We start from the raw sequence: 12608 nt of genomic DNA, 5'->3' as shown, positions 1-12608 counted from the left end.
GCGTGGATTTCGTAACTAGTCAAAAGAGGCTGCTGCATGTTGTGCAGCAACCTCTTATCAAAGGCTATATATTTTTAGTAGTTTTCTGCTTTAACCTGGAAGTAAGCCTTAGCGTGGAAGCATACCGGGCAAACCTGAGGAGCTTCTTTACCGACAAATTGGTGTCCACAGTTGGAGCACTGCCAAACAACCTCTTCATCCTTAGCAAATACTTTGCCTGTTTTTACGTTCTCAGCCAGCTTTCTATATCTTTCTTCGTGTTCCTTTTCGATAGCAGCTACGCCTTCCATCTGTGCGGCGATTTCAGGGAATCCTTCTTCTCTGGCTGTTTTCGCCATTTCCGCATACATTTCAGTCCATTCATAGTTTTCACCTTCAGCAGCAGCGATCAGGTTTTCTTCTGTTGTTCCGATGCCTACTGCATGCTTGAACCACAGCTCAGCATGTTCTTTTTCATTGGCAGCCGTTTCTTCAAAGAGCTTTGCGATCTGAACGTATCCGTCTTTTTTTGCTTTGGAAGCAAAGAAGGTGTATTTGTTTCTAGCCTGTGATTCCCCTGCGAACGCGGTCAGTAAATTTTCCAGTGTTTTTGTTCCTTTTAAATCTTTCATTTTGTTCCTCCTCAATAAATCTCTCATTCTATCGATTTTGTTAGCACTACTCATTGGTTACTGTTTACTATTAGTAACTCTTCTCAATAAGTAATATATACTATTATAAGCCAATAGTCAATAGTATTTTTAGCAAAAAAGCAAAAAACTTTCCTTTTATTTATAATAAAGTTAGAAATTTCGCAGTTTTGCTCACTTTCTTTTCCAGTATATCATATTTCAGCAGTAGATTTCGAAAATTTTGAATTATCATTTCATAATTGGAGTTCCGCGCGATGACTCGATCCCAGATCAGCCGCTGCATATATCAAGTTTTATAACTGGCGGCAGACATGGTACATTCCAGCGATAAGTAACACCGTTAGCAGATAGGCACTAAAAAACCGCAGCAGCCCTTAACATTATGCTGTTGCGGTTTCCATACAAACTAGTTGTCTTCAATTCGAATAATCGTTGCTCCCAACCCTCTGAATTTTTCCACGAATTTCTCATAACCCCGATCTATATGATAAATGTCCGATACTTCGGTAGTTCCTTCTGCTACCAGACCTGTGAGAACGACAGCCGCTCCCGCCCGCAGGTCGGTCGCTACAACCTGCGCACCCTGCAGCTGTTTAGCTCCAGGTATGATCGCACAATTACCGTCAGTCTTGATATTCGCGCCCATCCGGTTGAACTCGGCCACATGCATGAATCGGTTTTCAAAGACGGTCTCAATTACGACGCTGGGTCCTTTGGATACTGCCAAAAGCGCCATGAACGGCGACTGCATATCGGTGGGAAACCCCGGGTAGGGCATCGTTTTAATGTCAGTAGAAACGATCGGATTCACGTCTCCTCGTACTACCATGCCTTCATCGGTCATGTAGATTTCAGCGCCGCACTCTCTCAATTTGGCAGTCACAGGCTTAACATGATCCGGCAGGATATTCCGAATCAGAATATTACCTTTGGTAATGACCGAGGCAACCATAAAGGTTCCTGCCTCGATGCGGTCCGGAATGACATGATGGCTGACGCCATGTAGCCGTTCCACGCCTTCGATCTTAACCGTATCTGTGCCGGCGCCTTTGATCCGAGCTCCCATCTTATTCAAAAAGTTGGCGAGATCGACGATCTCCGGTTCCTGTGCCGCATTTTCAATTATGGTCGTTCCTTCTGCCAGAGCCGCTGCCATGATAATCACCTCAGTCGCCCCCACGCTGGGGAAATCCAGGTAAACATCGTTGCCTACCAGCTTGTCCACCCTGGCCTCCAGCGGGCCTTGATGGTCAGCATCCTCTTTAATCTCCACGCCCAATGCCCGCAGGCCCTTTAGGTGTAGTTCAATCGGCCGCTTGCCGATGGCACAGCCGCCGGGTAAAGGTATAATTGCTTTGCCTGTCCTAGCCAGCAACGGCCCAATCACCAGGATCGAGGCGCGCATCTTTTTTACCAGCTCAAAAGGAGCTTCTGATTCCACCACATCTTTTGCTTCTATCTCAACAATGTTTTCATCCAGCTTGTCGTTAACCTCGGCACCCAGGCTGCGAAGCAGACGGCACATAACATCAACATCCCTCAAGGCCGGGGTTTCCATGATCGTACACTTATCATCCGTCAGCAAAGCCGCCGCCATGATCGGAAGTACAGCATTTTTTGCTCCGCTAATTTCGACTTCCCCTTTTAACGGAGCACTCTTTTGCACCAAAAATTTTGCCACTTCTTTCCTCCAAACATTTTTCTCTAACTTACAGTATAACTGTTTCATTACTCCATTTCAAGGATAATAAAAAAAGAAAGAGACATTAAATGTTTCATGCTAAAGGGGAACAAAACATATTTTTTATTGCCTCTTTCTTTCCTAATTATTCTTGCCTTCTTTATACAGAAACATTCCAATATAAAGAAAAAAAGCATTGCAAGCAACGCTTTTTCACATGCTCCATCAAACCGTTCTATAGTTCCTGAAGCTCTTTAATACAATTTTCACATACATTTTTGCCTTTTACCTGCTTTACGGTTTTGGCGCTGCCGCAGAAGATACAGCACGGTTCGTATTTTTTAAGCAGGATGTAATCCTCGTCCACAAAGATCTCAATTGGATCCTTGATCTCAATATCCAGTGTTCTCCTCAGTTCAATCGGCAATACGATCCTGCCCAGTTCATCCACTTTCCTAACAATACCTGTTGCTTTCATGATTTCTCCTTTCTCCGCAGCAAGGTACAGCCCTTCATCTGATCTGCCACGGACCCACAAAATTCACCCTTACTATTCCTTATCTTTGTTTCTAGTCACCAGGTTTTTCAGGGAGCTAAGCGCGTTGACAATGGAGGTCAGGGCTGCAACGACGCTTTGATTTCCTTTAATTACATCCGCCATTCCACTAAGAGATTCCGCTACATCGCCAATGGACTCATTTACTTGCTCCGTCCTCTCAGCCGCGATCGTAGAGATTCGCTCCGCATCTGCAAGGATCTTATTGGTATGCCTGATGGTTGCGATGAAATTCTTCATAAATACGATACAAAAAATAATCAAAACCAACAGAGCAATTATGATCAATGCCCATCCTAATGCCTTTAAATCTAGTGTTACTACCATTTTAATACCTCCGCCCCTTAAACAATATATTTCTATTATTACATAAATTGTAAATTGTTTCAACAAGTTTTTATAATCTATTTTCTTAATTAATCGTTAAGAAGCGATTTCGTACATATTTTAAAGGTTCCAGAATAAGTTTACTTTGAGGTGACAAACAATGATGAACTATATATGGGCAGGAATGCTCTGCCTGGGAATCGGCTTTGCCTGTGTCAGCGGGAACCTGAGCAGCTTTACCGACGGGCTGATGGAGAGCTGTACGGAAGCAGTGGAATTCGTGATCAGTCTCATCGGAATCATGGCGGTATGGAGCGGTCTTATGAATATCGCCGACAAGTCTGGGCTGATTGAAAAAATTTCTCGGAAAGTACGCCCTCTAATGCATTATCTTTTCCCCCATGAAAAGGACGATCAGACTATCGCCGTCATGCTGATGAGCTTTGTAGCTAATATTTTCGGCGCCGGAAACAGCGCCACGGTTTTTTCCTTAAAAGCAATGGAACGGCTGGATGATGAGAATCACCAGTCTCCTCAGGCCAGCAACGCCATGTGCATGTTTACGGCGGTAACCATGTCCATGGTGCAGCTGGTTCCAGTTACAATCATCAAAATCCGAAATGATCTGGGTTCTGTCAATTCTGGGAGCATAATCATTCCGTCTATCATCGCAGGCTTGATTTCTATGGTCGTTTCTGTAGCAGTATGCAAATTTTTTGAAAGGAAGTATCCGGATGTCAACCGTCCTTAGCACAATTTCGGTCTTTTTTATACCTGTTATTATAACCGTCATTATCGTCTATGGGCTGAAGAAAAAAGTAGCGGTTTATGATCTCTTTGCGGAAGGCGCCAAAGACGGCATCACGACGGCAGTAGAAATCCTGCCTTTTATCATTGCCATCTTTATCGGCATTGAAGCGATCACTGCTTCCGGTGCCATGGAATGGCTGGAGGGTCTTTTAGGTCCTGTCTTTGAGTTCGCCGGTATCCCCAAGGAATTAATCTCTCTGATCATGCTCCGTCCTGTATCCGGCAGCGGCTCCCTGGTTCTGGCAGAGCGCATCATGCAGGAAAACGGAGCCGATACCCTCATCGGCAGAGCCGCCTCTGTTATGGTCGGAAGCTGCGAGACCGTGTTCTATGTTCTGGCGCTTTATTTTGGCGTCACTGCTGTAAAAAAAATGAGACACGCCTTTGCGGCAGGCCTCATCGGTTATATTGTCGGCATTTTTGCTTCTGTTCTTATTTGTCAGATCATGTAGCTTCCGGCGGCTTCAGCGGATTCGTTCGTAGATTCGCTGTATTTCATCGGAATAAACGCCCTTTTCTTTGTATACGCAAAGCGTCTGTAAAAGCTTGAGTTCCGGTCCCCCTCCTTTTACAGAATGAAGTAGGACAATATTGGGAATCTGCCCTCGGCGGGGTGCCACAAAACGAAGCTCTTTCGGCTCCAGACGGTAGTTTCTGCAAATGGAAAAAATATCGACCAGCCTGCTGGGTCTATGGACCATATAAAAATCGCCTCGGTCGCACAGCAGCCGTGCAGCGCAGCTGATGAAGTCTTCCAGCGTTCCTACCGTTTCATGGCGGGCGATGGTTTTGGCTTCATTCCGGTTGGCAATACCTGCGTTTCCAGGCATGTAGGGCGGATTGGCCGTTACTGCATCGGCCCACCCATTGAGTTGATCGAACTCTGCTACATTCGCTTCAATGAAAGACAGCCGGTCTCCAAGGCCGTTCAGCCGCGCGCTTCTTATTGCTCTCTGGCAGGCATCCTTTTGATATTCAATACCGTATATCTTCTCTGCATTGGTTTTATGGCTGAGAATATGGGGTATGATCCCGGTTCCTGTTCCCAGATCAACCATTCGCCGTGCCTGTCTTTTGGAGGCAAAATCCGCCAGGATCACAGCATCTACGCCGTAGCAAAAGTCTTCCGGTTTTTGGATCAGCTTTAAATTGGAAAACCCGATCTGATCAATACGCTCCCCTGGGTACAGCATGGCTCTAATCCTTCAGCAGATCCTTGATCTCTGCCAACAGTTCTCCGTCCAGCTCTTCCAGGTCATCATTTCTCTTCTTCTTTTTGCCCTTACCAAGACGTTTGATTTCTTCTTTTTTGTAATTATAAAACTCTGTACTCAACTTTTCCTGGCGGTCTTTTTCTTTGTTTCCTTCTTCCAGGATCAGCCTGGTCTTGATGTTATTTTCCAAAATATTGGTATCCACAACCACTGCCATGCCGTCCGGCGTTTTAATTCGTTCTCCGTTGTCCGGCAGGCCCTTTCTCATCTCCATGTAAACATCGTTTTCGTACTTCAGGCAACACATCAATCTCCCGCAGATACCGGAAATCTTGGTTGGATTCAAGGAAAGGTTCTGAACTTTCGCCATTTTTATGGAAACCGGTTCGAACTCGGACAGCCAGCTGTGGCAGCATAGGCTGCGGCCGCAGGTTCCAATGCCGCCCATCATTTTTGCTTCATCCCGCACGCCAATTTGGCGCAGCTCAATGCGCATCTTGAATACACCGGCCAGATCCTTGACTAACTCTCGAAAATCCACCCGGCCGTCGGCAGTGAAGTAAAAAATGATCTTGCTGTTGTCAAAGGTATATTCCACGTCGATCAGTTTCATCTCTAACTTGTGTTTATTAATCTTTTCCTGGCACAAACGCAGAGCGCGCTCTTTTTTCTTCACATTGTCCCTATGTTTTTTGCAGTCCTTTTCATCAGCGATGCGAATAATCTTTTTCAGCGGCATAACGATCTCTGAGGGATGAACTTCCTTTTCCGCCATATTGATTGTTCCAAATTCCATGCCTCTGGCTGTTTCAACAATGACATTTGTTCCGATCTCGACCTCCAGATCAGCCGGATCGAAATAGTATACTTTACCGGCAGTTTTGAATTTAACGCCTACTACTTTTACCATTCTTTATCCTCCAATTTTTATCATCAAGTCCTTGAGAGCATAGCTCTTGGCCACACCCCGCTGGATCTGTCTTCTCGCTTGTTCAACTAAATCTACATTGCGGTAGATTTGGCTCTTTTTATACAGTTTTCCCGCTTCCGTGTTTTCCACTAAAAAATCCCGGTATACTTTTTCCAACGCATCCAAAAATGCATAGGTCTGGCCGCTGTCTTTCATGATTTCCGCAACAGCTTCTTTCCTCTTATAAAAGGGCTGGCCGTCAAGGAGCATGTCCGCCACTTCTCTGGCCTTGTCCAGCATTCCTTCATAGCTTTCTTTTCCAAAATAGCTGAGACGGAATTTTACACATCTGGATAAGATGGTCTGGGTCAGGTTTTCAAGATTTTCCGATAATAGAATCAAGATCGTCCCCTCTGCAGGTTCTTCCAGCGTTTTTAAAAGACGATTCTGCGCTCGCAGCGTCATTGTATCAGCATCGCTGATAATAGCCACATTCCGATCTCCGTATGGTTTTGTCTTCAGCCGTTCCTGCAAATGTTCGATAGCCTCGTCCTTGATACTGCTCCCGTCAGCTTGCAGATAGATCAAGTCCTCATGGTTACCATGGTCAATCTTGCTGCAAATCACACATTGATCACAGCCTTCTGCCGGCGCTTCTTTACATAAAACCGCTTTTATGAAAGCTTCTGCGAACGCTTTCTTGTCCAGCATGGCCTCACCTTCAAAGATATAGGCGTGGGAGATATTTCCACTCCGGATCGCCGCCGACAGCCGATCCTTTAATTTTTCATTTCCCTTAATCTGATCAAAGCTCATTTTAAAAGCCTTTCTATATGTTCCAAAATCTCCCCGCTGATAGCTTCAACGTCCCTGCTGGCGTCAATACCAACAATGCGGCTTGGGAACTGGAGTTCCAGCTCTTCGTACCCCTCATACACTCGATTATGAAAGTCCAGCGCTTCCATTTCAATCCGATCTTCAGCTTCCTGTTCAATTCGTCCTTTGCCGATGCTGGGATCTATTTTTAAAAGGAAGGTGATATCCGGGATGCAGTCTCTGACCGCATAGGCATTGATGATCGAAACACAATCGCCTAAATCCCGGCCGTACCCTTGATAGGCAATGCTGGAATCGATAAAACGATCGCAGATGACATGTTCACCCCGCTCAAGGGCCGGTCTGATCACCTGAGCCACATGCTGGGCCCGGGACGCCGCATATAGCATGGCCTCGGTCATGGCATCCATGTCACGGTTTTCTTTATCTAAAATAATGGTTCGAATTTTTTCGCTGATGGGGGTCCCTCCTGGTTCCCTTGTTAGAATCACTTTTTCTCCCCGCTGCTTGAAAAAAGTCCGAATTCTTTCTATCTGTGTTGATTTTCCTGACCCGTCAGGCCCTTCCAGCGTAATAAACAGTCCGTTTTTCATCTTCTGCCTCTCCTGTTTGATTTCTTGCTTCCGCCATTGTCTTTATTTTGCTTTACAACCTCATCAATCAGCTGCATGAGAAAATATATGATCACATATGCGAGAGGGACACAGAGCAGTAATACGAATATAATTTTTAGGATTGTCATGAAAGCCATATTACGCCCCCTTCTTTTCATAAATTGCACAAAATATACATGATATTATACCATGTCCGGCGGCGTTTTCACAACACTAATATCCCAGTGCTTTCAATCTGGCTGCGATGTCCCAGTAAAGGTCAGTAATATCTGCCACACCTCCGCCGGTTCGCCGTTCCGTCAGCGCCTTCATATCGGAATCCACCGCCTGGGGATGGGAAATCCCTTTTTTCCCCGGCCCCGAATAAATACCTCTAAAGTCGCCCCACTTGGCAGACTCCACGCAGACCAGCCCATCGTTGGGGCCCTCGATCTTCTTCACCAGCGTGTAAAAAATTCCCATAGCCGGATTGCTCCAACTGTTTTTCATGTCAAAAGCATAACTCTGATAGTAGACCTCCTCCATATCGGGGACCAGTTGGTTAAAAACCCCCATGTAATCAGCTGTAAGCTGTTCGTAGGGCTTTAGGGAATTGTTTTTTTCTCCTCCGTCGTAGCGCAGCATGAGATTGAAAAGGGACAAAAGTCCTTTATAGGCCGCCCCGGCACGTTTTTTCATCTTATCCATGGAAAGGATGCCCCGGTGGGGAGTCGCCAGGGTGGTAAGGGAAGCTGTCTTATAGGCCATACCCAGCCGTGAAACCATAAACCGTGCTTCTATCCCGCCCTTGGAGTGGGCAATCAGGTTGACCTTTTCCGCTCCTGTTTCTGCAAGGACCTTTTCCGCAGAAAGCTTGATCTGGGCTGCATTATGTTCCACGCTGCCAAAAGCATCTTGATTGCCAAAATAGATTTCCGCCCCGTGCTTTTGCAGGAATCCGGGAATCCGGCCCCAGTAGCGGTCATAATCCCCATCCCTATAACCAATGCCATGAATCAGCATAATCGGATATTTTGTCGCACAAGTATCATCCACTCTCCCAAAACTCCTTCCTTGCAGCCCGCGGGCTTCAATGCTCGCCTCCTCTCGGCAACGCCGTTTTCATCCATGCGAACATTATACCACACCTCTTCCCTCGCGTGAAGAATGCCCGGCCGTGTGACAGTCCGCCGGCAATGGCTGGACAGTAACGCCAATTATCCCATTCTTAGCCCATTAGCCCCGTAAGGGCTTCAAATCAGTTAAAATTCTACACGAAACTTTTAAAAACTAAAAATTTAGTATAAGCTTGAACACCGCACCAGCACTGCCGCATGAATCAAATCAGTTTTCTGGAAACTGCCCACCATCTAGCCCGTATAAACTCCATTCCCAAAAAATAAAGTGCGGTCAAACCAGCCAAGAGCTGGTTTAACCGCGCTAATCCTATTTCTTCCATTTAATCGATCGTTTTAAACCGGATCACTACCTTAAACAAATCACCGTCAATCACGATATCAAAGGTTCCGCCCTGTAATTCCACTAGGTTGCGGGCGATGGATAAACCCAGGCCGCTGCCTTCGGTATGGCGCGAACTGTCACCCCTTACAAAGCGTTCCATCAATTCTTCCTCTGAAATATCCAGCTCATAGCGAGAAGTATTCCGGTAGGTGATGACCGCATCCCCGTTCTTTTCTTCCAGGCTTAGATAGACCCTTGTCCCTGGCTGAGAATATTTGCAGATATTGTTTAATAGATTGTCAAAAACTCGCCACAGCCTTCTGCCGTCGGCCATGATTTCCAGCTCTTGCTCAGGCAGCCTCATAATGATGTTTAAGTCGCTGGCTTCCGCTTTTTCTTTATACTCGCCCGTTGTCTGCGTCATCAGAACCCCTACCTGACACGGAGACAGGTTCAGTTTCACATTTCCGGTAGCGGCCTTGGATGCATCCACCAAATCCTCAATCAACTTTTTCAAGCGTCCGGACTGGCGGTCCAGAACCTTGATATACTCCTTTGCCTGTTCATTGTCCAGCTCTTCCTTCTTGAGAAAATCCACATAATTAATAATCGAAGTAAGCGGCGTCTTAATATCATGAGAAACATTCGTAATCAACTCCGATTTAAAACGTTCACTTTTTAATCGTTCTTCTACAGCCTTTGACATTCCCTTTCCGATGCTGTTGAGATCTTCCGCATGACTGGCCAAATCCCAGCGCAGGCCGCTCTTATCAATCTGGTAGCTGAGGTCGCCGTCTGCAAGATGTTTTCCCCCCTCTTGCAGCTTTTTGAGTCCCAATGCAATATAAACCACAAATACACACGCCGCGATCAGCAGGCCGCCCCACAGGAGCACGAGCACCCCGTTGTTGTACATCATCGGCACCAACATCAGGTTCAAGAGAAGAAATACTGCCGCACCTAAAGCCGTTCGCCATACCAACGGAACAGTTTTCATAAACGAGAGCATATATCTTCCGCCTTTACGCAAGATGTGCAAGCCCTGATAAAGAACCGTACTGTGCCACCACTTACTCTGCTTGGTTCTGGCGGAAAAAACCATAAAAAATCCTGTTATAACCGCAACGGCCATCATAATACCCAGCCCGAAAGGAACAATATCTCGTTCAACGTTATCTCCCGGACCGCCGATATCACGCAGAAACCGGAGTGCCGTATATAACACGATCAGGGATACCAGCCCCAGCAAATCCAGAGGAAGGATTTTCAATATTCCCTCTGATTCGTTTTCCGCCCCATATCCTGCGCTGGCCATTAAGAAGCAAAACAGGGCAATAGAGAGGACCAATCCTGCAATACCGACCGCGATCGCGTAGCTGCGGTATTGGTAAATATTACTGTTGGATAGATAGACCGCCCCTATCTCTGCCGGCAGTCCACCTCCTATTTCACTAGGTTTTAGGTAGATAGCGATTCGGTAATCGCTATGGTCAAAGGTCTCTGTATATGCCTGGGGATCGGATTCCAAACTTGCATTAACCGCTCGAACCGCTTGTCTTTCTTCACCCTCTTGCGTTGCTGCTGAAAAAATCGTATATCCAAAGCCTGCAGCATGTTTTTCCCCTGCTAGAATTTCTTCATCCGGCCCATAGTCAACCAGTTTTGGAACCTCACTTCCATCAAGATCTTGATAATCTCCATATTCTACAGCCGCCTCCATAATTTCAGAGGAAGCTTGGAGCGCAGTCTCGTGATAAATATCAGCCTTGACGGATTCGCCGCTCTGAGAGTACCATCCATAATTTAAGTTTTTTATGACAACAATTGCTGAAAAAAATGTAATGGCTGCAAATACCAGCAGCAGCAAAAATGCCGACAATTTGGCCCATTGATTCTTTTTTAATGCTTCCATTTCAATACACACCTCACTCTATTTTATATCCCTGCCCCCAAACAACTTTTAAATGCCTCGGCTCCTCCGGGTTGACTTCCAGTTTTTCTCTAAGATGCCGAATATGTACAGCTACGGTCCCTTCTGCTCCATAGGCCTGTTCTTCCCACACTTGCCCGTAAATCTGTTTGGGCGAAAATACCTGCCTTGGATGTTCCATCAGGAACTTGAGAATTCCGTATTCTTTTGGCGTCAGTCCCACCGGTTCTCCCATCAGAAAAGCAGCCTTAGCTATGTCATCCAGCTCGATATCCCCCACCTTCAAAACCTGCTTCTGTTTGTTTCCTGACCCCAATTCCATATAACGCCGCAGCTGCGACTTTACCCTTGCCAGTAATTCTACCGGATTAAACGGTTTTGTGATATAATCGTCCGCACCCAGGTTAAGACCCAATATTTTATCAGTATCCTCACTCTTTGCCGTAAGAAAAATGACAGGGATATTATAATTCTTACGCATTTGTGCCAGCACTTGCACACCGTCCAGTTTGGGCATCATAATGTCAAGAAGAATCAAATGAATCTCTTCTTGCTCAATGACTTCCAGAGCTTCCCGACCGTCATACGCCTCATACAGATGGTAATCATTACTTGCAAGATAGATTTTTATAGCGGAGACAATATCTTTTTCATCGTCGCATATTAATATGTTATACATCCTTTGTCAACCTCCAATAGTATTATGCCATAACAAACTTTAAGATAAAATCAGGAAACTCTTTAAGAATTGTTTAAAATACCTATTTCTTTAAAGAGGATGTTGTCTGCAATTTTTAATGAAACCCGATTGATATAGGCAAAAAGGCGTGCAGACAGAAAACGGGCTGATACATGAAGCAAATCGCTTCGCTTCTTGCGTCAGTCCGTTTCACTCTTTGATCCTGGTTATTTCGAATCAGCTAAATCCTGTATTTTATCGGGCGTTAATCGGTAAATCGTCATGATATCCACGCCTTTCGCTCCCAAATTGCCATAAAAGTTCAAGGCTGATTCATTCCAGTCCAGGCACCCCCATTCCAGGCGCTTGCACCCCCTTTGAAGCGCCAGGTTTGCCATATATTTCATCATCTGTTTGCCGAATCCATGCTCCCGATAGGCTTCGTCCACATAAAATCCATCGATATACAGCCCTTTCTCTCCAATGAAGGCTGAAGAGTTATTGTAATAATACAGGAAAGCAATCGTCTTTCCTTCCAAATCGCCGAAGATCGCTTCACCAGCCCCATCCATCAATAATCTGCGGATGCCTTCTTGTGTAGCAGTGACGCCATCTCTCATTTTTTGGTATGTCCCCAGTTTCTGCATAAACGCTACTACCATGGCCGCATCTTCAGGCTGTGCCTGTCTGATCTGCAGCTCCTTGCGTCCGTTTTTTCTTTCTTCCATAATTTGTCCCCCGTGCTTTCATTCATATTGTTCATTATACCATAAATGCTTGACCTGTATGAAAAACAAGGTACCTTTTTTTCTCAACATCTGGGCGAAATGGTCCTGTTGTTGAAAAAACTGCCTCTTTCGCTCCTCCAGTCGGGAGCCTACCTTCGGCTCTCTCTTTTCGTTGTCCAATTTTACATAAAAATAGAGACTGTTTAAACAGTCTCTATTTTTGTAAAATTGGCAACGTCCTACTTTCCCA

The 12608-nt window shown here is 45.6% G+C and carries 14 protein-coding genes; 2 read left to right on the top strand and 12 right to left on the bottom strand.

The window, feature by feature from the left end; genetic code table 11:
• Positions 1–74: 74 nt before the first annotated feature.
• The 4 genes from LG211_RS19065 to LG211_RS19050 all read right to left on the bottom strand — a co-directional run bounded on the left by LG211_RS19065 (position 75) and on the right by LG211_RS19050 (position 3196).
• Positions 75–611 carry a rubrerythrin family protein gene (locus LG211_RS19065; RefSeq protein WP_148397180.1) on the bottom strand — a complete coding sequence of 179 codons (537 nt, stop codon included), beginning with the start codon at positions 609–611 and terminating at the stop codon, positions 75–77.
• Between the two features lie 427 nt (positions 612–1038).
• Positions 1039–2313, bottom strand: a complete 1275-nt coding sequence (murA, locus tag LG211_RS19060) for a UDP-N-acetylglucosamine 1-carboxyvinyltransferase (protein WP_253020188.1) — start codon at positions 2311–2313, stop codon at positions 1039–1041.
• 235 nt (positions 2314–2548) lie between these two features.
• Positions 2549–2791: an AbrB/MazE/SpoVT family DNA-binding domain-containing protein gene (locus LG211_RS19055; RefSeq protein ID WP_148397178.1), complete on the bottom strand. Its 243-nt coding sequence runs from the start codon at positions 2789–2791 to the stop codon at positions 2549–2551.
• Between the two features lie 72 nt (positions 2792–2863).
• Complete coding sequence (locus LG211_RS19050; RefSeq protein ID WP_148397177.1) at positions 2864–3196, bottom strand: hypothetical protein; 333 nt, start codon at positions 3194–3196, stop codon at positions 2864–2866.
• A gap of 160 nt (positions 3197–3356) precedes the next feature.
• Here LG211_RS19050 and LG211_RS19045 point away from each other — a divergent pair, with 160 nt between their 5' ends.
• Together LG211_RS19045 and LG211_RS19040 are read left to right on the top strand one after the other, a co-directional pair.
• Positions 3357–3947, top strand: a complete 591-nt coding sequence (locus tag LG211_RS19045; RefSeq protein WP_148397176.1) for a nucleoside recognition domain-containing protein — start codon at positions 3357–3359, stop codon at positions 3945–3947.
• Entirely contained in the window at positions 3931–4458 is a 528-nt protein-coding gene (locus LG211_RS19040) for a spore maturation protein (protein WP_148397175.1), read from the top strand. Before LG211_RS19045 ends, LG211_RS19040 begins: the two co-directional genes overlap by 17 nt.
• A gap of 12 nt (positions 4459–4470) precedes the next feature.
• Here the strand turns inward: LG211_RS19040 and LG211_RS19035 are convergent, their stop codons facing one another.
• From LG211_RS19035 to LG211_RS19000, 8 genes are all read right to left on the bottom strand, one after another.
• A complete protein-coding gene (locus tag LG211_RS19035; RefSeq protein ID WP_148397174.1) occupies positions 4471–5199 on the bottom strand; it encodes a tRNA1(Val) (adenine(37)-N6)-methyltransferase in 729 nt (242 codons plus the stop codon).
• 4 nt (positions 5200–5203) lie between these two features.
• The gene (locus tag LG211_RS19030; protein ID WP_148397173.1) at positions 5204–6130 is read right to left on the bottom strand and encodes a PSP1 domain-containing protein; all 927 of its coding nucleotides are present in this window, start codon (positions 6128–6130) and stop codon (positions 5204–5206) included.
• A gap of 3 nt (positions 6131–6133) precedes the next feature.
• On the bottom strand, positions 6134–6946 hold the full coding sequence (locus LG211_RS19025) for a hypothetical protein (protein ID WP_148397172.1): 813 nt from the start codon (positions 6944–6946) through the stop codon (positions 6134–6136).
• Positions 6943–7560 (bottom strand): dTMP kinase, encoded by a 618-nt coding sequence (tmk, locus tag LG211_RS19020; protein WP_253020190.1) that lies wholly within the window; start codon positions 7558–7560, stop codon positions 6943–6945. The genes LG211_RS19025 and tmk overlap by 4 nt, the downstream gene beginning before the upstream one ends.
• A gap of 234 nt (positions 7561–7794) precedes the next feature.
• Complete coding sequence (locus LG211_RS19015) at positions 7795–8616, bottom strand: lipase family alpha/beta hydrolase (RefSeq protein WP_148397170.1); 822 nt, start codon at positions 8614–8616, stop codon at positions 7795–7797.
• 403 nt (positions 8617–9019) lie between these two features.
• Positions 9020–10933 carry a sensor histidine kinase gene (locus tag LG211_RS19010; protein ID WP_269478203.1) on the bottom strand — a complete coding sequence of 638 codons (1914 nt, stop codon included), beginning with the start codon at positions 10931–10933 and terminating at the stop codon, positions 9020–9022.
• A gap of 13 nt (positions 10934–10946) precedes the next feature.
• Positions 10947–11630 carry a response regulator transcription factor gene (locus LG211_RS19005; RefSeq protein ID WP_148397168.1) on the bottom strand — a complete coding sequence of 228 codons (684 nt, stop codon included), beginning with the start codon at positions 11628–11630 and terminating at the stop codon, positions 10947–10949.
• Positions 11631–11857: 227 nt separating this feature from the next.
• Entirely contained in the window at positions 11858–12358 is a 501-nt protein-coding gene (locus LG211_RS19000; RefSeq protein ID WP_148397167.1) for a GNAT family N-acetyltransferase, read from the bottom strand.
• Between the last annotated feature and the right edge of the window lie 250 nt (positions 12359–12608).

Source organism: Hominibacterium faecale (assembly GCF_020734085.1).
GTDB classification, from domain to species: domain Bacteria; phylum Bacillota; class Clostridia; order Peptostreptococcales; family Anaerovoracaceae; genus Hominibacterium; species Hominibacterium faecale.
Note: the sequence above shows the minus strand (reverse complement) of the source record. Positions and strands in the feature narration are given on the sequence as shown.

What these genes read in the sequence shown, in the direction of transcription:
- LG211_RS19065 (WP_148397180.1), bottom strand. Translation starts at nt 611, where the DNA reads ATGAAAGATTTAAAAGGAACAAAAACACTGGAAAATTTACTGACCGCG.
- LG211_RS19055 (WP_148397178.1), bottom strand. Translation starts at nt 2,791, where the DNA reads ATGAAAGCAACAGGTATTGTTAGGAAAGTGGATGAACTGGGCAGGATC.
- LG211_RS19050 (WP_148397177.1), bottom strand. Translation starts at nt 3,196, where the DNA reads ATGGTAGTAACACTAGATTTAAAGGCATTAGGATGGGCATTGATCATA.
- LG211_RS19045 (WP_148397176.1), top strand. Translation starts at nt 3,357, where the DNA reads ATGATGAACTATATATGGGCAGGAATGCTCTGCCTGGGAATCGGCTTT.
- LG211_RS19040 (WP_148397175.1), top strand. Translation starts at nt 3,931, where the DNA reads ATGTCAACCGTCCTTAGCACAATTTCGGTCTTTTTTATACCTGTTATT.
- LG211_RS19035 (WP_148397174.1), bottom strand. Translation starts at nt 5,199, where the DNA reads ATGCTGTACCCAGGGGAGCGTATTGATCAGATCGGGTTTTCCAATTTA.
- LG211_RS19030 (WP_148397173.1), bottom strand. Translation starts at nt 6,130, where the DNA reads ATGGTAAAAGTAGTAGGCGTTAAATTCAAAACTGCCGGTAAAGTATAC.
- LG211_RS19025 (WP_148397172.1), bottom strand. Translation starts at nt 6,946, where the DNA reads ATGAGCTTTGATCAGATTAAGGGAAATGAAAAATTAAAGGATCGGCTG.
- tmk (WP_253020190.1), bottom strand. Translation starts at nt 7,560, where the DNA reads ATGAAAAACGGACTGTTTATTACGCTGGAAGGGCCTGACGGGTCAGGA.
- LG211_RS19010 (WP_269478203.1), bottom strand. Translation starts at nt 10,933, where the DNA reads ATGGAAGCATTAAAAAAGAATCAATGGGCCAAATTGTCGGCATTTTTG.
- LG211_RS19005 (WP_148397168.1), bottom strand. Translation starts at nt 11,630, where the DNA reads ATGTATAACATATTAATATGCGACGATGAAAAAGATATTGTCTCCGCT.
- LG211_RS19000 (WP_148397167.1), bottom strand. Translation starts at nt 12,358, where the DNA reads ATGGAAGAAAGAAAAAACGGACGCAAGGAGCTGCAGATCAGACAGGCA.